Here is a 19,879-nt window from a genome sequence, read left to right as displayed (position 1 = left end):
AACCCCATGTCCAGCGTACTTTCCACCGGTACTGGTGCCCTGCTCGCCTTCCAGCGTGCGTTGGCGACCACCAGCCACAACGTCGCCAACATCAACACCCCTGGCTACAGCCGGCAGAAGGTCGACTTCGCCACGTCTGATCCGCAGAACTACGGCTTTGGGGACGTTGGCAGCGGCACCCGCATCACCGATATCCGCCGTGCTGCCGACCAGCTGGCCATCTCGCGCCTGCTCGACAGCAGCGGCGAGCTGGCACGCCTGAAGCAGCTTTCGGGCATGGCCGACCGGGTGAATGCCCTGTTCTCGGACCCGGCCACGAATGTCGCCGGCTCCTGGTCCAACTTCTTCGACGCCGTCAGTGGCCTTTCGTCCAACGCGGCCGGCACGGCCGACCGGCAGAGCCTGCTCGATGGCGGCAAGGCCCTGGCGAGCCGCTTCGTGCAGCTCAACACGCAGATGAACAACCTGAGCAGCGAGGTCAACAACGGGCTCATTGCCGGCGCCACGGAAGTCAATCGCCTGGCGCAGGAGATTGCGCAGATCAACGGCGCCATTGGCAGCAACGTGGCCAACGCGGCGCCGGACCTGCTCGACCGTCGCGACCAGCTGATCTCGCAGCTGATCGGTTACACCGGTGGCACTGCCGTCGTCCAGGATGGCGGCGTGATGAACGTCTATACCGCAGGCGGCAATGCGCTGGTGGTGGGCACGACCGCGTCCAAGGTCACTACGGTGACCGATCCATACCAGCCCGAACGCCTGCAACTGGCGCTGGAAACCCAGGGCAACACGATCACGCTCGATCCCAAGGCAGTGGGCGGAAAGATCGGCGGCATGCTCGAGTTCCGCGATACCGTGCTGACACCGGCCCAGGCCGAACTGGGCAAGCTCGCCGTCGGCCTGGCCGAGAGCTTCAACCAGGCGCACCACCAGGGCGTGGACCTGTACGGCAGGATGGGCGGCGACTTCTTCACCATCGGCAACCCACGCGTCACGCCTAACGCGAGCAATACCGGTACCGGCAGCCTCACTGCGACCTATGGTGACCTGTCCAAGCTGGAGGCACAGAACATCGTCCTCAAGTTCGACGGCACCCAGTGGCAGGCCACCCGCGCCGACACTGGCGCCACCGTTGCGTTGACCGGTACCGGCACGACCGCCGATCCGCTGGTGATCAATGGCGTCAAGCTGGTGGTCGGCGGCACCCCGGCCACCAACGACCGTTTCCTCCTGCAGCCGACCGCGGGCGTCGCCGGAAGCCTGGAAACCGCCATCACCGATCCCTCCCGCATCGCCGCAGCGGCAGCGGTCAAGGGTACGGCTGCACTGGCCAACACCGGCACCGGGAAGCTGACCGGCGTCACCGTCAACGATGTATCCAATCCGAACCTGCGCGATCCTGCCGCAATCGTGTTCACGTCGGCGACCACCTACACCATCAACGGTGGGCCGCCGCAGACCTACACACCGGGCCAGACCATCAGCGCCAATGGCTGGAGCTTCGTGCTGGACGGTGCACCGAAGGTCGGCGACACCTTCAATATCAGCCCTACTCCGGCAGGCTCGTCGGACAACAGCAACGCGGCAAAGCTGGCCAAGGTCGAGGACGCCAAGGCCTTCAACGGCGGCACCGTCACCCTCAACGGTGCGCTGGGGGGGTTGACCACGCAGGTCGGCGCGGCGGCACGTTCGGCCGAGTACTCGCTGGACGCGCAGCAGGTCATCACGGACAAGGCGCAGGCAGCCCGCGACGAGATCTCCGGCGTCAACCTGGATGAGGAAGCAGCCGACATGCTGCGGTTGCAGCAGGCCTATCAGGCCGCCTCACAGCTGATCTCCACCGCCGACAACATGTTCCAGACCATCCTGGGAGCCGTCCGTCGATGAGCAGCCGAATTTCCACCGGGATGATGTTCAACCAGTCCGTGTCGCTGATGCTCGCCAAGCAGTCGAAAATCAGCCACCTCGAGCAGCAGATCGCGACTGGCAGCAAGATCACCTCCGCCAAGGACGACCCGGTCGCTGCAGGTACGGCCGTTGGCCTGGACCGTGTCGTGGCCGGGCTCGAGCAGCTCGGCAAGAACGCCAACAGCGTGCAGAACCGCCTGGGCCTGCAGGAAAACGCCTTGGCTCAGGTCAATGAGCTCATGTCGCGCGCCGTGGAGTTGAGTATCCAGGCCAACAGTCCGGTGCCCAAGGCCAGTGACCTCAAGGCCATCGTCAGCGAGCTGAAGACCATCCAGGAAAGCCTGCTGTCGCTGGCCAATTCCAGGGATGGCAGCGGACGCTACCTGTTCGGTGGCAGCAACGACGCTGACGCCCCGTTCCAGCGAAGCGGCGGCACCGTGACCTACAGCGGTGACCAGAACCAGCGGCAGGTGGAGGTCGCACCGGGCCAACTGGTCTCCGACGCCCTGCCCGGCAGCGAGATCTTCATGCGCATCCCCACCGGCGATGGCCGTGTGGATGCCAGCGCGGCCGCCGGCAACACCGGCAGTGGCCTGTTGACCTCGGTCAGCCGCGACGGCAGCGGCAGCTGGGCCGGCGGCACGCTCAATGTCCGCTTCACCGGCACTGCCGAAGGTGCCTATGAGGTGGTTGATGGCACCGGCACGGTGGTCGGCAGCGGAACCCACAAACCCGGCGAGGACATTGTCGTTGGCGGCGTGCGCATGCGCATCGAGGGCAAGCCAGCCGCCGGTGATCAGTTCAACGTCAGCGACGCGGGTAGCCGCGACATCTTCTCCACCCTGGACAAACTGGTCGCCGCACTGGAAACCGACCCGTCCACCGAAAGCCAGCGCACGGCGCTGCAGAACACGCTGCAGTCCAGCATCCGCGACCTCAACAGGGCCTCGGAAACGATGATCGACGCCCGCGCCAAGGGCGGCGCCCAGCTGGCCGCCATCGATACCGCGGCCAGCGCCCGCGAAGCCACTGCCGTCACCGTCAAGAGCACGCTCTCGACGATGCGCGACCTCGATTACGCCGATGCCATCGGCCAATACAAGCTGGAGACCGCCGCCCTTCAAGCCGCCCAGACGATCTTCAGCCAGATGCAGGCGATGTCCCTGTTCAACAAGATCCGCTAGTCCCTTTCCCCGTTCCATCCGTCTTCCAGCACGGCGCGTCCCGCGCCTTCCACACCGAAACAACCGAGCAACCACGGAGAAGCACCATGGCACAGATCATCAACACCAACACCATGTCGCTGAACGCTCAGCGCAACCTGTCCACCAGCAGCAGCTCGCTGGCCACCTCGATCCAGCGCCTGTCCTCGGGCATGCGCATCAACAGTGCCAAGGACGACGCCGCCGGTCTGGCGATCTCCGAGCGTTTCACCACCCAGATCCGTGGCATCAACCAGGCCGCGCGCAACGCCAACGACGGCATCTCGCTGGCACAGACCGCTGAAGGCGCACTGGGCGAAGTTGGCAACAACCTGCAGCGCATCCGCGAACTGGCCGTTCAGGCCCGCAGTGCAACCAACTCGGCCTCGGACCGCCAGGCGCTGAACGCCGAAGTGCAGCTGCTGAAGCAGGAAATCCAGCGTGTTGCCGAGCAGACCAACTTCAACGGCACCAGCCTGCTGGACGGCAGCTTCACCAACCAGGCCTTCCAGATCGGCGCCGACCAGGGCCAGACCATCAACATCTCGCAGATCACCAATGCGAATGTGCACAAGCTGGGCAGCTGGACTACGGCTTCCCGCGCTGCCTCGCTGGTGGGCGCCACGCCTACCGGCGCAACCGCTGCGGCTGCCACGCCGGCCACTGTGGGCATCGGCACCATTACGGCCGGTACAGGTGGCACCACCACCAGCACCCTGGCGACCACCTTCACCGCCAACAACGGCAAGTCGGTCAGCATCAACATCACCGGCACGGTCGACAATGCAAGCGTCACCACGGCCCTACAGGGAACGTTCGGCGCGGACGGCAAGAATGAAGTCGACGGCTTCACCCTGGACCTCGGCGGCAGCGCTACCGTCGCCGCGGCGGTTACGGCAGGCAGCCTGAAGGTTGTTCGTACCGACGGTTCCAACATCAATGTGACGGAGACGGCTACGGGTTACACCACGGCGGCCAGCCTGAACTTCGACGTAGCGAGTACGGATGGCAAGGTGGCCGTCGCAAAGTATGACGCGATCACCGCCGACCAGTTCACCATCAACGGCCAGAGCATCGAAGTTGGCGCGGCAAAGGACGCAAGCGAGCGTGCCACCACGCTGGTCAATGCAATCAACGCGCAGACCCACAAGACCGGCGTCACTGCCTCCCTGATTGACGGCAAGCTGCAGCTGACCTCGCCGGACAAGGACTTCATCGTTGGGGGCACCCTTGCCGGTGGCTTGGCGGCAGCAACGGGCCTGAATACCGGCAGCACCGACGCTGCTTCGGCAACGCCGATCGCCGGTGCGACCTCGTTCAAGCCCGGCGAGCCCGCGACTGGCTTCGCCGAACTGGATATCTCCAACCAGGCCAACGCCGACAACGCCATCCTCGCCATGGATGCGGCACTGCAGTCCGTCAATTCCGCCCGCGCCGACCTCGGCGCGATCCAGAACCGCTTCACCTCGACCATCGCCAACCTGAACACCAATTCGGAGAACCTGTCCGCAGCACGCAGCCGCATCCGCGACGTTGACTACGCACAGGAAACCGCCGAGCTGACCCGTGGCCAGATCCTGCAGCAGGCTGGCACGGCCATGCTGGCCCAGGCCAACCAGGTACCGCAGAACGTACTGCGCCTGCTGCAGTCGTAATACCTGCACCACTCGAGCTGGAGCCGGGCCCCGCCATGCAGATGGCGGGGCCTTTTCGTTTGACCAGAGAAAAAAGGATCGAAACTCCGCTAAAGGCCGGAGGGGTAGTGCCGTTATTGATTTCAGCAGCGGTAGCACACCCCTTGGGGGGAAGCCAGCCACTGCCCCCCGAAACCGGTCAGGCTGCTCTGCCGGACACACTGCCTACAAGGAAACCGCACCATGGCACAAGTCATCAACACCAACACCATGTCGCTGAACGCCCAGCGCAACCTGGGCACCAGCGGCGCCAACCTGGCCACCACCATTCAGCGCCTGTCCTCGGGCATGCGCATCAACAGCGCCAAGGACGATGCCGCCGGCCTGGCGATCTCCGAGCGCTTCACCACCCAGATCCGCGGCGCCAACCAGGCCGCCCGCAACGCCAACGACGGCATCTCGCTGGCCCAGACCGCCGAAGGCGCACTGGGTGAGATCGGCAACAACCTGCAGCGCGTCCGCGAGCTGGCCGTGCAGTCGCGCAGCGCCACCAACTCTGATTCCGACCGTCAGGCCCTGAACGCCGAAGTACAGCTCCTGAAGCAGGAAATCCAGCGCGTCGCCGAACAGACCAACTTCAACGGCACCAACCTGCTGGACGGCACTTTCACCAGCCAGGCCTTCCAGATCGGCGCCAACCAGGGCCAGACGATCAACATCTCGCAGGTCGCCAACGCCAACATCAGCAAGCTGGGCAACTGGACCAGCGCTTCGACCAGCGCCAGCATCTCAGGCGAACTGCCGACACTGACCAAATCCGCCAACTCGGGTGTTTCGGGAGCCTTCGCAACCGCAACCGCTGGTGCCGCTGGTGAAAAATTCACTCTGAAGGTGGATGGCATCACCATCGTAGACACGACGGCGACGGCTACCGGCGACAAAGTTGAAGCGGCCGCTATCGACGCAGGACTCGCCAACACGGCCACCGCGAATGCACTCGCGACTGCAGGCATCAAAGTATCCGGTAGCGCGACCGCCGGCACCTTGGCCTTCACAAAGGCTGATGGCAGTGATCTCGACATCACCTTGACGAACGACATGGCCACGCTTGGTGGCTTCGCAAATGCCGGATTTGTTGCCAGTCACGAGGCCTCTCTTGCCGGAGCGAAGTTCGGTGCAATTGACGCTGGCCAGCTGAAGATCAATGGCGTCGACATCAAGGTGGACGAAGCCAAGACCGCCAGCGATCGTGCAACTGCGCTTGCGAATGCTGTCAATGCGCAAACCCACAAGACCGGCGTATCGGCCTCACTGATCGAAGGCAAGCTGCAGCTGACCTCGAAAGACAAGGACTTCAGCATCGAGAGCTCGCTGAATGCAGCAGACCTCAAGGCAGCAACGGGCCTGGCTACCGCGAACACCGCCTCCAGCACGGGCGCGAACATCCAGAAGTACGACGGCGGTACCGCTGTCGAAGGCTTTGCAGGTCTGGATATCTCCTCGGTCAAGGGTGCCGACGACGCCATCCTGGCGATGGACGCAGCCCTGAACTCGATCAACTCCGCCCGCGCCGACCTAGGTGCGATCCAGAACCGCTTCACCTCGGTGGTTGCGAACCTGAACACCTCGTCGGAAAACATGTCGGCTGCCCGCAGCCGCATCCGCGACGTGGACTACGCTTCGGAAACCGCCGAGCTGACCCGCAACCAGATCCTGCAGCAGGCCGGTACCGCCATGCTGGCCCAGGCCAACCAGTCCAGCCAGAACGTGCTGAGCCTGCTGCGCTGATCCAGCGGTAGTACAAGGCAACAACGGGAAGGGGGCGCAAGCCCCCTTCTTCGTGCCCGGTGGCGGATTGGCATGGGCCTTGCAGAAGGCTGGAGAGCGTTTCCACGCTCAAGCTCGCCCCTCCCAGGCCGATAGCAGGTGCAGGACACCCGCCCGGCCCGTCCAAGATAAAGGATTCCCCTCATGGCCATCGGCACGATTGGTTCCGGCCTCGACATTCCCAGCCTGGTTGCACAGCTGACCGCCAAGGAACGCGAGCCCCGGGAAAAGCAGATCAACTCGGCGGGTGTTGCCGCCAGCGCCAAGCTTTCGGCGCTTGGCACCATCAAAAGCGGAATGACAGGTCTGCAGAGCGCGCTGAAGACCCTGGTCAAGGGTGTGGCCACCCCCGGCCTGAAAGTCAGCACGCCGACCGAGTCGAACTTCACTGCGACCCTGGACACCAGCACGACCGCCGGCAAGGCTGCTGCGGGCAGCCACCAGGTGGAAGTCAAATCCCTGGCACAGAACCAGAAGCTCAGCTCCAAGGCGTATACAAAGGACGCCGTGGTTGGCGACGGAACGCTGACGATCGCATACGGCGACAAGTCCATCAGCGTGAACATCGAACCCGGCGCGACGATGGAGAAGATCGCAGCCGAGATCAATTCCGCCGCCGAGAGCAAGGGCGTCACCGCGGCCGTGGTAACCGCAGACGATGGCATGCACCTGGTATTGACCGCCGTTGATTCCGGCAGCAAGGGCGCGTTGAAGGTCAGCGCTAGTGGCGGCAATGGCGGACTCTCCGAGCTGGCCTATGACGGCACGTCCGCATCGAAGATGACCGAGATGGTGCCCGCCAAGGATGCGGTGGTGGTGGTGGATGGTTTCACCCGCACCAGCAGCTCCAACACGATCACCGACCTGGTACCCGGTATCAGCCTCACCCTGACCAAGGCGAAGGAAGGCGAGACGCAGACGCTGACCGTCACTCCGGACAACAGCACGCTGAAGACCAATCTCACGGCCTTCATCACCGCCTACAACGGCATCCAGACCACGTTGAAGAATTCCAGCGCTTACAACGCTGAGACGCGCACGGCCTCGACCATGACCGGCGACGCCATGGTCCGTGGCCTGCAGCAGCAGCTGCGCGCCCAGCTGAGTGCGAACGTCAACGACCTCAAGGATCTGGGCATCACCATTGCCGCCGACGGCAGCATGAGCCTTGATGGCGCCAAGCTCGACACCGCGCTGGCGAAGAACCCGGAGGCCGCCACCAAGCTGTTCGGTGCAGAGGGCGCGCTGGGCAAGCCGATGACCGAACTGCTGAAGAGCAGCCTGGACGCGACCACCGGCACGATCACCCAGCGTACGGCGACCTTGAACAAGCAGATCAAGGCACTGGAAAAGCAGCTGGACGAGCTGGACAAGAACATGGAAAAGGTGGCTGACCGCTACACCAAGCAGTTCACCGCGATGGAAAAGATGGTCACGCAGATGCAGTCGGCCGGCGGCTCGCTCATCCAGCAGCTCGGCAACTGATTTCCAGGCATTTTTCCGGCGCAGTCGGTACTCAAGTAGAGCCCCGGCTGCGCCGATAACCCGTTAGACCCGTGCCGAACCCCTCAACCCACGCGGATGGGCAGGCATTCCAGGAGACTTCCCCTATGTACGGTTCCAATCGGCAGTTTGCCGAGCAGTACCGAAAAGTCGGCGTGACCACCTCGGTCGTCGATGCCGATCCACACAAGTTGGTAGCGCTGCTGCTGGCCGGTGCCTGCGAGCGCATCCGCACCGCTGAAGCCTCTTTGCAGCAGAATGACCAGGCGCGCAAGGGCAAGGCCATCGGCGAAGCCTGCGCCATAGTCGGCCACCTCAACGGCTCGCTCGATCACGAAGCCGGTGGCGAGATTGCCGGCAATCTGTCGGCACTGTACGACTTCGTCATCATGCGCCTGACCGAGGGCAACCTGCACAACGATCCGACCGCACTGAAGGAAGCCCTGGGCTTGATGGTGGAGATCGACTCGGCCTGGAACGCGATTCCGGCAGACCAGCGCCAGGTCACCAAAGCGGTGGCGCCATGAACCTTCAGACTATGCACGACGCCCTTGATACGCTGGAAACCAGCCTCGAGGGCGAGGACCACGACATCAGCGAACGCCTGATGGCCGAACACCTGGAAGCCGTGGCTGCCCTGTCGCTGGTTGTCGAGCGCCCCAGTGATGCCGCCATCCTCGCGTTGCGTGACCACCAGCAACGCGTACTGGCGCGCATGATCTCCCTCCGCGATGAAGCCGCAGCTCACCTGAAGCACACCGGCCGCTCCCTTCGCGCGGCGCATGCCTACCTGCAGGCAGAATCACTCGCATGACCCAACTGCCGACCACGTCGCTGCACCACCCCGCCGAAAGCGAGCTGTTCGACGAAACGCTCAGCTGCGAGCTGGCCTTGCCGGCCGAGTTCCAGGCAGGCAGCGCCGCCGGTCGCACCAGCAGTGCCGAAGGCCTGCTGCGCAGCCTGGCCTTGGTCGAGGACAGCCGCGTTGACGAGCACGACGACCGCAATGAGTCCAGCCTGCAGCTGCAGCGGCTGGAAGCCAAGCTGGATCTGGCAATGGTGCTGCTCGGCCGTCTGGTACGCCAGCAGGGCCAGGAACTGACGCTGCGCCCCGTGCGCTGGTCACGCCGCGGCATCCGCCTGCAGCTGGGGCCGCGCAGCGGCGCCAGCCCCGGCCAGGCCGGCCTGGTGCGCCTGCAGCCCAGCGACTGGCTGCCTGACCATATCGACCTGCCCGTGGAAGTGGTCGCCGAAGCGGCGGACGGTAGCGGTGGTCATTACCTGTGGCTGCGTTTCCAGCGCCTTGGCGATGGCCTGGAGATGGCCATGGAGCGGCATCTGTTCCGCCTGCATCGCCGCCAGGTGGCCGAAGCACGCCGCGCCCGCTGAAACCTGCCACCATGACGCCGGATGGGCAACCCTTGGCGCGCCCGTTCAGCTAAGTTAAGGTGGACTCCCCTCACGGACCTCCAACGTGCCTGTGCGAGTTCTCATCGTCGACGATCACACCCTGGTCCGCGCCGGCCTGGCGCGGCTGCTGCAGGGGTTTGCCGACGTGCAGCTCGTCGCCGAGGCCAGCAATGCCGAGCAGGCACTGCAGCTGGCCCTGCAGCACGCCCCGGACGTGATTCTGATGGACCTGTCACTGCCCGGCCGCACCGGCCTGGAAGCCCTCAGCGACATCCGCCTGCGCGCCCCCGGCACGCGGGTGGTGATGATGACCATGCACGACGACGCCGCGCACGTACGCGATGCACTCGATCGCGGCGCGGTCGGGTTCCTGGTCAAGGATGCCGCACCGCAGGAGCTTGAACTGGCGCTGCGTGCCGCGCACGCCGGCCAGGTGTTCCTGAGCCCGCAGATCTCCGCCAAGATGCTGGCACCGATGCTCGGTCGCGAGAAACCCACCGGCATCGCCGCACTGTCGCCGCGCCAGCGCGAGATCCTGCGCCGCATCGGCAAGGGCGAAAGCAACAAGGAAATCGCCGCCGACCTCGGCATCAGCGTCAAGACAGTGGAAACCCACCGCGCACGCATGATGGAGTCGCTGGGCTGTCGCCGCGCCAACGATCTGCTGCTGCTGGCCGCGCGCCACCAGCACGAGCTGGAGTGATCCTCCGCGAAGGAGGTCAGATCCGCACTGACGACGAATTCCCGTCACCCCGACACGCCCCGACAGGAATCCGTACACGGCGCAGCCCGATCAATCCGGGACCCACACCGGAAATCAGCAACTTAGCGGCGATCATCGTCAACATTCCGCGACAATGTAGGGAATACCCCTACACCCTGTCAGGACATTCACGAAGCCCCTCAGGAACCCCCTGATTCCGCCCCCGCCGGATCAAAAGCAAGATGCGTTCCACAAGGCGCCGGGGAGCGGTGCCGGGGAACCACGATGAAGGCTGCACTCTCGACCCAACTGGGCCAACAACTTCACCTCACCCCGCAGTTGCTGCAGTCGATCCGGCTGCTGCAGCTTGATGGCCTGCACCTGGAACAGGAAATCCAGCGCCTGCTGGACTCCAACCCGCTGCTGGAGATCGAAGAGGCTGAAGCACCCACCGCCGAAGCCACCGAGGCCGGCGCCACCACGCTGGAAACCGCTGCGTTCGACGAGCTGCCCGAGTCGTCGATGTGGGACGTGGCCGGCGCCAGCTGGCAGGACGGCGACGACGACCGCATGGCGCGCATCGCCGCCGGCGAATCGAGCGACCCGCAGCTGCGCGTGCTGCAGCGCCTGTCGCTGGACATGGATGACCGCGAGCTGGCCGTGGCCGCCTTCTGGCTGGACCATTGCGATGAGGCAGGCTACCTGCAGGCACCGCTGGACCAGCTGCAGCTGCTGGCCAGCGCCCAGTTCGACATCGCCGCCGACGGCGTGGAAGCCATCCGTCAGCAGCTGCTGCATGGCGAGCCGGCCGGCATGGCCGCTCAGGACCTGCGCGAAGGCCTGCAGGCACAGCTGCGCAGCCTGCACGGCGTAGTCCCCGCCCGCCACCTGGCGGCACGCATTCTCGATGGCGCGCTCGACGCGCTGGCCGCGCACGACTACCCCGCCCTCGCTCGCCTGCACGACGCCGAGATCGACGACGTGCGCGAGGCGGTGCGCCTGATCCTCTCGCTGCAGCCGCGCCCGGGTGACAGCCTGCTGCCCGAACGCAATGCCGTGGTGGTGCCGGACGTGGTCGCCTGGCACGCCGACGACCAGTGGAAGGTGGCGCTGAATCCGGCGACCAGCCGCCGCGTCTCGATTAACAGCCAGTACGAACAGGCCCTGGCCGAGACCAGCGAGGCCGCACCGGCACTGCGCGAAATGCTGCAGGAAGCGCGCTGGTTCAGCCGCGGCCTGTCGATGCGCTACGACACCCTGCTGCGCACCGCGCGGGTGATCGTCGAGCGCCAGGCCGCGTTCCTGGTGCGTGGCGAGGAGGCCATGGCGCCGCTGACCCTGAAGGAAGTGGCCGAGGAAATCGGCATGCACGAGTCCACCGTCTCGCGCATCACCACCGGCAAGTTCCTGCAGACCCCGCGCGGCACCTTCGAACTGAAGCACTTCTTCGCCGTGCGCCTGGAAGGCGCCAGCGTCTCCGGCCAGGCCGTGAAGGCCATGGTCCGCCGCCTGATCGACGCCGAACCGGCGGGCCGGCCGCTGGCTGACGAGGCCATCGCCGGCCTGCTGTCGCGCCAGGGGGTGAACATTGCCCGCCGAACCGTCGCAAAATACCGAGAACAACTGGACATCGCCCCGGCCCGTGAACGGCGCCGGCTTGGCGCCAGGCAACCGCAGCTGGCCCGGGTGGGCTGAAAAGGATGTTGGACATGAACAAGCTCACGGTCCTGCTGGTCGATGACCACGAGGGCTTCATCAACGCGGCGATGCGCCATTTCCGCAAGATCGATTGGCTGCAGATCGTCGGCAGCGCCGGCAACGGCCTGGAAGCGATCGAGCGCTCGGAAACGCTGCGCCCGCAGGTGGTGCTGATGGACCTGGCGATGCCGGAAATGGGCGGCCTGCAGGCCACCCGCCTGATCAAGTCGCAGGACGATGCACCGTACATCGTGATCGCCAGCCACTTCGACGACGCCGAGCACCGCGAACACGCGCTGCGTGCCGGCGCCGACAATTTTGTCAGCAAGCTGTCCTACATCCAGGAAGTCATGCCGATCCTGGAAGGCCTCAGGGAGGATCGATCGTGAGCGAATCGCGCATCCTGGTGCTGGACAACGACGCCGTGCGCGCAGAGCGCACCGTTGCCCTGCTGGAATTCATGGATTTCAACCCGCGCTGGGTTTCCGACGCGGCCGACTTCGACCTGGGCCGTCAGCGCCAGAACGACTGGATGGCCGTGATCGTCGGCAGCCTGGACGACACCGCTGCCAGCACCGCGCTGTACAACTGGCTGGGCGGCAGCAGCCTGCCGCCGCCGGTACTGCTGGCCGACGGTGATGCCGCAGCCTTTGCCCATCAGCACGGCCTGCACGAAGCCAACATCTGGCCGCTGGAAACGCCGCTGCGCCATGCGCAGATGGAAGCCCTGCTGCGCCGCGCCAGCCTCAAGCGCCTGGATGCCGAGCACCAGGCCGGCGCCGCGCAGGACCAGGGCCCGACCGGCAACGGCCCGGCGGTTACCGAGCTTCGCACCATGATCGAACAGGTGGCCGCATTCGACACCACCGTGCTGGTGCTGGGCGAATCCGGTACCGGCAAGGAAGTGGTGTCGCGCGCGATCCACCAGCGCTCGCCGCGCCGTGATGGCCCGTTCGTGGCGATCAACTGCGGCGCCATTCCGGCCGACCTGCTGGAAAGCGAACTGTTCGGCCACGAGAAGGGTGCCTTCACTGGCGCACTGACCGCGCGCAAGGGTCGTTTCGAAATGGCCGAAGGCGGTACCCTGCTGCTGGACGAAATCGGCGACATGAGCCTGCCGATGCAGGTGAAGCTGCTGCGTGTGCTGCAGGAGCGCAGCTTCGAGCGCGTCGGTGGCAACCAGACCATCCGCTGCAACGTACGCGTTGTGGCCGCGACCCACCGCGACCTGGAAACCCGTATTGCCGAAGGCAAGTTCCGCGAGGATCTGTTCTATCGCCTCAACGTGTTCCCGATCGACGTGCCCGCCCTGCGCGAGCGTCGCGAAGACCTGCCGGCGCTGGTGGAAACCATCGCCGCACAGCTGGCCCGCACCGGCCGTGGCGAAGTGCGCTTCACCCCGGAAGCCCTGCAGGCACTGGCCGGCTACGAGTGGCCCGGCAACGTGCGCGAACTGACCAACCTGGTCGAGCGCCTGGCGGTGCTGCATCCGGGCGGATCGGTGCGCGTGCAGGACCTGCCGGCCCGCTACCGTGGCGACGCTGCACTGGCAGCGGTGGCCGCACCGGCACCGGTACAGCCGACGGCCAGCGAAGAACGCCTGGACCTGCGCAGCTTCTCGTTCCACACCCCGGGCGGCGGCAGCCAACCGGCACTGGAGCACGGCATTGCCGTCAATCGCGCCGCAGCACCGGCGGCGCTGCCCGATGAAGGCATGGACCTGCGCAACCACATGGCCAACATCGAACTGGGCCTGATCAACGAAGCACTGGAACGCACCCAGGGCGTCGTCGCCCACGCCGCCCAGCTGCTCGGCCTGCGCCGCACCACCCTGGTGGAAAAGCTGCGCAAGTACGGCATCGAACGTGAGCAGGCTGAACTGGCCGGCTGAAGCTCGCAACCCGTATGAAGGGGGCACGAACGCCTGGGCTAGCCCAGGCGTTGGTGTTTCCAGTACCAGGGGTCAGATCCCTTTCCTGCGGAAAGAGATCTGACCCCATTGCATTTGCACGTTTTCCTAAAGACATCACCGCCGCAGTGCGGAGCATGGCAAGGACATCCCAACGAGGTCCCACCATGCATCGCCTCACCCTGCTCGCCGCCTTGCTCTGCCCGCCCCTGGCCAGCGCCGCCGACTGCACCCTGCCCACCACGCTGGACCAGCGCCAGTTCACCAACCTCAGCGACCCGCTGTGCGCACCGGACAACCCCAATGCCGGACGCATGGTGCAGGTCAGCTTTGCCGGCAACCAGTACGTGCTGGACATCCTAGGCACCGACCTCCGCATCGGCGGCAGCTACCGCTACCAGCGCCTGGCCCCGCATATCGCGGAAATCCAGATGACCGAAGCCCACCCGGCCGGCCCTACCCACTACACCCTGCTGCTGACCTGCCAGACCGACCACCAGGGCCGTTTCATCTACACCCAGCACGACGGCCCCATCGCACCCCGCCAGCGCCAGAATTCCGGCCGCTGGACCCTGCAGCCATAGGCCAGAAAACCGACGCCGGTTAAATGGCGCCTCGCCGACACCTCGTCCACACATGACCATGGGGTCAGAGCCCGTTGCGCAGCAGCGGGATCCGAGGTCGACACCCACCAAGAGCAGCCCATGCAATTCCGACAGATCGCGGGAAACTGTCGAAGGCGGGGTGGGTCCGGTTGCGGGGGCGTGAGCCGCATGGATGCGGCGACCGAGCTTACATGGACGTACTTGCAGCGCCCCCCGTAACCGGACCCACCCCGCCAACCATCAGTAGCCCCGCTTTTGCTGTTGCTTCGGCCGTTGCCGCTGAGGTTGCCGGCCAGCGGCCGGCACTACCGCGGGCAGCGGGGTGCAACCCCGCACGCACATCCAACCTCCTCACTTCACTGAATCGAAAACCGGTTTCGGCACGGCACTTGCACCTGCTCCAGCAGACAACCCCATCCCCTGTTTCTGGAACCGTTGCAGATGTCCCACTCCGTCACGTCGATCCTTTCGCAGATCCGCTCCTATCAGACCCAGATGGGACAGCCGGCGCTCAACCCGCTGGGCGAAACGCCGCGCAGCAACGCCCTGCCGGGCACGGTGCTGGATGCACCGCAGGCCCAGCCGGCCAGCTTCACCGAAACCCTGCGTGGTGCGATTGCCGGCGTCAACGACGCGCAACAGAAATCCGGCGCCCTGGCAAAAGCCTTCGAAATGGGCGACCCCAGCGCCGACCTCGCCAAGGTCATGGTCGCCTCGCAGCAGTCCCAGATCGCCTTCCGCGCCACCGTGGAAGTCCGCAACCGTCTCGTCCAGGCCTACCAGGACGTGATGAACATGCCGCTGTAAGGATAGAACCGCATGGCCCTGTCGCTCTCCAAGGAATCCCTGAACGCCGAAAAGGCGGGCCAGTGGTTCGATCGGCTGCAAAGCCTGCAGATCACCCGTCGGCTCGGACTGATGGCGATGATCGCCGTGGCCGTGGCGGCCGGGCTGTTCGTGTTCTTCTGGTCGCAGAAGCCCGGCATGGTCCCGCTGTACACCGGCCTGGACCAGAAGGCCACCGCTGAAGCGACCGACCTGCTGCGCGCCGCGCAGATCCCGTTCGCGCTCGACCCGGCCACCGGTGGCATCACCGTGCCGGAAAAGAACCTGCACGACGCCCGCCTGAAGCTGGCCGGCTCCGGCCTGACCGACAGCGGCAAGCTCGGCTTCGAGTTGATGGAACGCGACCCGGGCTTCGGCGTCAGCCAGTTCGTGGAAAGCGCGCGCTACCAGCATGCGTTGGAAACCGAGCTGTCGCGCACCATCAACACGCTGCGCCCGGTGCGCGATTCGCGCGTGCACCTGGCCATTCCCAAGCCCAGCGCCTTCACCCGGCAGCGTGACGTGGCCAGCGCCTCGGTCACCCTGGAACTGCGTGGCGGCCAGCAGCTGGAACGCAGCCAGGTGGACGCCATCGTGCACATGGTCGCGGCCAGCATTCCGGACCTCGCTCCGGAACGGGTGACGGTGGTCGACCAGAGCGGGCGCATGCTCAGCATCACCGACCCGAACAGCGAAGCGGCGGTCAATGCGGCCCAGTTCGAGCAGGTCCGCCGCCAGGAAACCTCGTTCAACCAGCGCATCCGCGAGCTGCTGGAGCCGATGACCGGTCCTGGCCGCGTCAATCCGGAAGTGAGCGTGGACATGGACTTCTCGGTGACCGAGGAAGCCCGTGAGCTCTACAACGGTGAACCGCAGAAGCTGCGCAGCGAGCAGATGAGCGAGAACACCACCAGCACCCCGGGGCCGCAGGGCGTGCCGGGCGCGACCAGCAACAGCCCGCCGGGCCAGCAGGCTGCACCGGCCACCGCGCAGACCCCGACCGAAAGCAGCAAGAACGCCACCCGCAACTACGAGCTGGACCGCACCCTGCAGCACACCCGCCAGCCGGCAGGCCGCATCAAGCGCGTCTCGGTGGCGGTGCTGGTGGACAACGTGCCGCGCGCCGGCGCCAACGGCAAGATGAGCCCGCAGCCGCTGTCGGCCGCCGAACTGACCCGCGTCGAAGCGCTGGTCAAGCAGGCCGTCGGCTTCAACGCTGAGCGTGGCGACACCGTGTCGGTGATGAACGCCCCGTTCGTGCGTGACACCACGCCGGTCGAAGGCCCGGCATGGTGGGAGCTGCCGTGGGTGCACGACGCCGGCCGCATGCTGCTGGGTGCCGTGGTGGTGCTGGCATTGCTGTTCGGCGTGCTGCGCCCTGCACTGCGCGCGATCACCGGCCAGAACAGGAAGAACGACGAACAGGCACTGGAGCCGCATACCGCGGACGTGCAGCTGGTCGATGACGATGGCATGCCGCTGCCGGCACTGGGCGCCGACCGGGCCAGCCTGGGCGGGCCGGATGCATTGGCCCTGCCGGTGGATTCATATGAGGAACGACTGCGGATGGCGCGTGAAGCCGTGAAGACCGACTCCAAGCGCGTGGCCCAGGTGGTCAAGGGCTGGGTGGCCAATGACTGAGGCCGCACTGACTGGCGTGCAGCGCGCCGCCGTACTGCTGCTTTCGCTGGGTGAGCTGGATGCGGCCGAAGTGCTGCGTCACATGGAACCCAAGGAAGTGCAGAAAATCGGCATCGCCATGGCCACCATGACCGACATCACCCGCGAACAGGTGGAACGGGTGATGGACCAGTTCGGCCAGGAGCTGGGCTCGAAGACCTCGCTGGGCGTGGGCTCGGACGATTACATCCGCAACATGCTGGTGCAGGCACTGGGCAGCGAGAAGGCCGGGAACCTGATCGACCGCATCCTGCTCGGCCGCAACACCACCGGCCTGGACGCGCTGAAGTGGATGGACCCGCGCGCGGTGGCCGACCTGGTGCGCAACGAGCACCCGCAGATCATCGCCATCGTGATGGCGCACCTGGAAACCGACCAGGCCGCCGACGCGCTGAAACTGCTGCCGGACCGTACCCGCGTGGACGTGCTGCTGCGCATCGCCACCCTCGACGGCATTCCGCCTAACGCACTCAATGAACTCAACGAGATCATGGAGCGCCAGTTCGCCGGCAACCAGAACCTGAAATCGTCCAACATCGGCGGCGTGCAGTGCGCGGCCAACATCCTGAACTTCATGGACAGCGGCCAGGACCAGGCGATTCTGGGCGAGATCGCCCGCATCGATGCGCCGTTGAGCAACCGCATCCAGGACCTGATGTTCGTGTTCGACGACCTGGTCGACCTCGACGACCGCGAAATGCAGCTGGTGCTGCGCGAAGTGAGCGGCGAGCGCCTGGGCCTGGCCCTGCGCGGTGCCGACATCAAGGTGCGCGACAAGATCACCCGCAACATGTCGCAGCGCGCGGCGGAAATCCTGCTGGAAGACATGGAAGCCCGTGGCCCGGTGCGCCTGTCCGACGTGGAAGGCGCGCAGCGCGAGATCCTGGCCATCGTCAAGCGCATGGCCGATGAAGGCACGGTCACCATCGGTGGCAGCGCGGAGGCCATGCTGTGAGCAACGTCGTGCGCTGGCTTGCCCCGGACCTTCTGGCCCAGCCCGAACCGGTGCTGGATCAGGTGGATGCGTTCGAACTCACCGAGCCGGACCCGGAACACGAGCCGGAGCCGCCGCTGCAACTGCCGACCCTGGAGGAAATCCAGGCCATCCAGGACAGCGCAGAGAAGGAAGGCTTCCAGCACGGCCATACCGAAGGCTACGGCCAGGGCCAGGCGGAGGTGCGTCGCCTCGCCGCGCAGATCGAAGGCATCCTCGACAACTTCAGCCGACCGCTGGTGCGGCTGGAGAACGAAGTGGTCGGCGCACTGGGCGAGCTGGCGGTACGCATCGCCGGTGCGCTGGTCGGCCGCGCCTATGAAGCCGACCCGGCACTGCTGGCACAGCTGGTCGGTGAGGCCATCGACGCGGTGGGTGGCAGCACCCGGGAAGTGGAAGTGCGACTGCACCCGGACGACATCGCCGCCCTCGCCCCGCTGTTGAACCTGCCGCCACAACAGCGCCTGGTGCCAGACACGAGCCTCAGCCGCGGCGATCTTCGCGTGCACGCCGAAGCCGTGCGCATCGACGGCACCCTGGAAGCCCGCCTGCGCGGCGCGCTGGACGCGGTGATCCGCCAGACCGGAGCCAATGCATGAACCCCGATCAGCAGCCGACGCCGCCACCGGCCGACTGGGCCATTGCCCGCAACCTGCGCCTGGCCCGTCGCCTCGATGGCCTGCGTGTGGATACCGCCCATGGCCGCGGCCTGATCCGCGAGGGCGTGCTGCGCCGCGCGGTCGGGCTCACCCTGGAAGCCGTCGGCTGCGAGGCGCCCCTCGGCGCCAGCTGCAAGGTGGAAGTGGTTGATGGTGGCTGGGTCGATGCCGAAGTGGTCGGCTTCGCCGGCGAGCGCACCTACCTGATGCCCAGCGCAGAGCTGCATGGCCTGTTGCCCAATGCGCGGGTGGTGCCATCGGCGCGCCGCGGTGGCGTGGAAGTGGGCGAAGGCCTGCTTGGCCGCGTCATCGACAGCGACGGCGTGCCGCTGGATGGCAAGGGCCCGATCCGCGCCGAAGGCCACGTCGGCATGGCCGGCGTGTCGATCAATCCGCTGGCGCGTGAGCCGATCACCCAGCCGCTGGACGTGGGCGTACGCGCGATCAACGCGCTGCTGCCGATCGGCCGCGGCCAGCGTGTCGGCCTGTTCGCCGGTTCCGGCGTCGGCAAGTCGACGCTGCTGGGCATGATGACCCGCTATACCTCCGCCGACGTGATCGTGGTCGGCCTGATCGGTGAACGTGGCCGCGAAGTACGCGACTTCGTCGAGACCACGCTGGGCGAGGAAGGCCTGCGCCGCGCCGTGGTGGTGGCCAGTCCCGCCGACCGGCCGCCGCTGGCGCGCCTGCATGGTGCCTATCGCGCTACCGCCATCGCCGAATGGTTCCGCGACCAGGGCCTGAACGTGCTGTTGCTGATGGACTCGCTGACCCGCTTCGCCCAGGCCCAGCGCGAGATCGGCCTGTCGGTGGGCGAACCGCCGACCACCCGCGGCTATCCGCCGTCGGTGTTCGCCAAGCTGCCGGCGCTGGTCGAGCGTGCCGGCAATGGTGCCAAGGGCCGTGGCTCGATCACCGCGTTCTACACGGTGCTGACCGAAGGCGACGATCCGCAGGATCCAATCGCCGATGCAGCGCGCGCGATCCTCGACGGCCACATCCTGCTGTCGCGGCGCGTGGCCGACAGTGGCCTGTACCCGGCCATCGACGTTGAATCGTCGGTCAGCCGCGTGGTCACGGAAATCGCCGACGAACCGTGGCGCCTGCGCATCCGCAAGCTGAAGCGGCTGGTCTCGGCCTATTCGGCCAACCGCGACCTGATCGCCATCGGTGCCTACCAGCGCGGCAACGACGCGGCCACCGACGAAGCCCTGGAACGCTGGCCGGAAATCATGGAGTTCCTCGGCCAGGACGTCGCCAAGGCCGCAGATCTCCCGCACAGCCAGGCGGCACTGCAGCGCCTGGTGGAACAAGAGAGTTAA

General features: G+C 66.1%; 18 protein-coding genes and 1 pseudogene. All 19 read left to right on the top strand.

Features of this window, described 5'->3' with window-relative positions; translation table 11 throughout:
• Positions 1-6 precede the first annotated feature (6 nt).
• Positions 7-1,887 carry a flagellar hook-associated protein FlgK gene (gene flgK / locus ACX9OT_RS19530; protein ID WP_459003287.1) on the top strand — a complete coding sequence of 627 codons (1,881 nt, stop codon included), beginning with the start codon at positions 7-9 and terminating at the stop codon, positions 1,885-1,887.
• Entirely contained in the window at positions 1,884-3,092 is a 1,209-nt protein-coding gene (gene flgL, locus ACX9OT_RS19525; protein ID WP_049398114.1) for a flagellar hook-associated protein FlgL, read from the top strand. Before flgK ends, flgL begins: the two co-directional genes overlap by 4 nt.
• 86 nt (positions 3,093-3,178) lie before the next feature.
• Positions 3,179-3,874, top strand: a pseudogene (locus tag ACX9OT_RS19520) (flagellin N-terminal helical domain-containing protein); the annotation flags it as partial.
• Positions 3,875-4,051: 177 nt separating this feature from the next.
• Positions 4,052-4,765 carry a flagellin gene (locus ACX9OT_RS19515; protein WP_459003303.1) on the top strand — a complete coding sequence of 238 codons (714 nt, stop codon included), beginning with the start codon at positions 4,052-4,054 and terminating at the stop codon, positions 4,763-4,765.
• Between the two features lie 222 nt (positions 4,766-4,987).
• Positions 4,988-6,532, top strand: coding sequence for a flagellin (locus tag ACX9OT_RS19510; protein ID WP_459003285.1), 1,545 nt, complete (start codon positions 4,988-4,990; stop codon positions 6,530-6,532).
• A gap of 183 nt (positions 6,533-6,715) precedes the next feature.
• Positions 6,716-8,056, top strand: coding sequence for a flagellar filament capping protein FliD (fliD, locus tag ACX9OT_RS19505; protein WP_049421909.1), 1,341 nt, complete (start codon positions 6,716-6,718; stop codon positions 8,054-8,056).
• Between the two features lie 125 nt (positions 8,057-8,181).
• The gene (gene fliS / locus ACX9OT_RS19500; protein ID WP_049398118.1) at positions 8,182-8,601 is read left to right on the top strand and encodes a flagellar export chaperone FliS; all 420 of its coding nucleotides are present in this window, start codon (positions 8,182-8,184) and stop codon (positions 8,599-8,601) included.
• Positions 8,598-8,888: a hypothetical protein gene (locus ACX9OT_RS19495; protein ID WP_459003282.1), complete on the top strand. Its 291-nt coding sequence runs from the start codon at positions 8,598-8,600 to the stop codon at positions 8,886-8,888. Before fliS ends, ACX9OT_RS19495 begins: the two co-directional genes overlap by 4 nt.
• Positions 8,885-9,463 (top strand): PilZ domain-containing protein, encoded by a 579-nt coding sequence (locus tag ACX9OT_RS19490; RefSeq protein ID WP_201119064.1) that lies wholly within the window; start codon positions 8,885-8,887, stop codon positions 9,461-9,463. The genes ACX9OT_RS19495 and ACX9OT_RS19490 overlap by 4 nt, the downstream gene beginning before the upstream one ends.
• 91 nt (positions 9,464-9,554) lie before the next feature.
• Complete coding sequence (locus ACX9OT_RS19485; protein WP_032970105.1) at positions 9,555-10,187, top strand: response regulator; 633 nt, start codon at positions 9,555-9,557, stop codon at positions 10,185-10,187.
• A 285-nt stretch (positions 10,188-10,472) separates the two neighbouring features.
• On the top strand, positions 10,473-11,882 hold the full coding sequence (rpoN, locus tag ACX9OT_RS19480; RefSeq protein WP_189719491.1) for an RNA polymerase factor sigma-54: 1,410 nt from the start codon (positions 10,473-10,475) through the stop codon (positions 11,880-11,882).
• A 14-nt stretch (positions 11,883-11,896) separates the two neighbouring features.
• The gene (locus ACX9OT_RS19475; RefSeq protein ID WP_010485922.1) at positions 11,897-12,274 is read left to right on the top strand and encodes a response regulator; all 378 of its coding nucleotides are present in this window, start codon (positions 11,897-11,899) and stop codon (positions 12,272-12,274) included.
• Positions 12,271-13,776, top strand: a complete 1,506-nt coding sequence (locus ACX9OT_RS19470; RefSeq protein ID WP_132810057.1) for a sigma-54 dependent transcriptional regulator — start codon at positions 12,271-12,273, stop codon at positions 13,774-13,776. Before ACX9OT_RS19475 ends, ACX9OT_RS19470 begins: the two co-directional genes overlap by 4 nt.
• Before the next feature lie 185 nt (positions 13,777-13,961).
• A complete protein-coding gene (locus tag ACX9OT_RS19465; protein WP_459003279.1) occupies positions 13,962-14,378 on the top strand; it encodes a hypothetical protein in 417 nt (138 codons plus the stop codon).
• A gap of 462 nt (positions 14,379-14,840) precedes the next feature.
• The gene (gene fliE, locus ACX9OT_RS19460; RefSeq protein ID WP_005409552.1) at positions 14,841-15,206 is read left to right on the top strand and encodes a flagellar hook-basal body complex protein FliE; all 366 of its coding nucleotides are present in this window, start codon (positions 14,841-14,843) and stop codon (positions 15,204-15,206) included.
• 12 nt (positions 15,207-15,218) lie between these two features.
• The gene (fliF, locus tag ACX9OT_RS19455; protein WP_149909299.1) at positions 15,219-16,865 is read left to right on the top strand and encodes a flagellar basal-body MS-ring/collar protein FliF; all 1,647 of its coding nucleotides are present in this window, start codon (positions 15,219-15,221) and stop codon (positions 16,863-16,865) included.
• 7 nt (positions 16,866-16,872) lie between these two features.
• Positions 16,873-17,859: a flagellar motor switch protein FliG gene (gene fliG, locus ACX9OT_RS19450; protein WP_024958226.1), complete on the top strand. Its 987-nt coding sequence runs from the start codon at positions 16,873-16,875 to the stop codon at positions 17,857-17,859.
• Positions 17,856-18,497 (top strand): FliH/SctL family protein, encoded by a 642-nt coding sequence (locus tag ACX9OT_RS19445; protein ID WP_459003276.1) that lies wholly within the window; start codon positions 17,856-17,858, stop codon positions 18,495-18,497. The genes fliG and ACX9OT_RS19445 overlap by 4 nt, the downstream gene beginning before the upstream one ends.
• Entirely contained in the window at positions 18,494-19,879 is a 1,386-nt protein-coding gene (locus tag ACX9OT_RS19440) for a FliI/YscN family ATPase (RefSeq protein WP_459003274.1), read from the top strand. Before ACX9OT_RS19445 ends, ACX9OT_RS19440 begins: the two co-directional genes overlap by 4 nt.

This window comes from Stenotrophomonas genospecies 3, assembly GCF_054473855.1.
Note: the sequence above shows the minus strand (reverse complement) of the source record. Positions and strands in the feature narration are given on the sequence as shown.

Excerpts from the sequence above, each read along its gene's own strand:
- ACX9OT_RS19475 (WP_010485922.1), top strand. The coding sequence starts at position 11,897 with ATGAACAAGCTCACGGTCCTGCTGGTCGATGACCACGAGGGCTTCATC.
- ACX9OT_RS19465 (WP_459003279.1), top strand. The coding sequence starts at position 13,962 with ATGCATCGCCTCACCCTGCTCGCCGCCTTGCTCTGCCCGCCCCTGGCC.
- rpoN (WP_189719491.1), top strand. The coding sequence starts at position 10,473 with ATGAAGGCTGCACTCTCGACCCAACTGGGCCAACAACTTCACCTCACC.
- fliD (WP_049421909.1), top strand. The coding sequence starts at position 6,716 with ATGGCCATCGGCACGATTGGTTCCGGCCTCGACATTCCCAGCCTGGTT.
- fliS (WP_049398118.1), top strand. The coding sequence starts at position 8,182 with ATGTACGGTTCCAATCGGCAGTTTGCCGAGCAGTACCGAAAAGTCGGC.
- ACX9OT_RS19490 (WP_201119064.1), top strand. The coding sequence starts at position 8,885 with ATGACCCAACTGCCGACCACGTCGCTGCACCACCCCGCCGAAAGCGAG.
- fliF (WP_149909299.1), top strand. The coding sequence starts at position 15,219 with ATGGCCCTGTCGCTCTCCAAGGAATCCCTGAACGCCGAAAAGGCGGGC.
- fliE (WP_005409552.1), top strand. The coding sequence starts at position 14,841 with ATGTCCCACTCCGTCACGTCGATCCTTTCGCAGATCCGCTCCTATCAG.
- flgK (WP_459003287.1), top strand. The coding sequence starts at position 7 with ATGTCCAGCGTACTTTCCACCGGTACTGGTGCCCTGCTCGCCTTCCAG.
- ACX9OT_RS19510 (WP_459003285.1), top strand. The coding sequence starts at position 4,988 with ATGGCACAAGTCATCAACACCAACACCATGTCGCTGAACGCCCAGCGC.
- ACX9OT_RS19440 (WP_459003274.1), top strand. The coding sequence starts at position 18,494 with ATGAACCCCGATCAGCAGCCGACGCCGCCACCGGCCGACTGGGCCATT.
- flgL (WP_049398114.1), top strand. The coding sequence starts at position 1,884 with ATGAGCAGCCGAATTTCCACCGGGATGATGTTCAACCAGTCCGTGTCG.
- ACX9OT_RS19495 (WP_459003282.1), top strand. The coding sequence starts at position 8,598 with ATGAACCTTCAGACTATGCACGACGCCCTTGATACGCTGGAAACCAGC.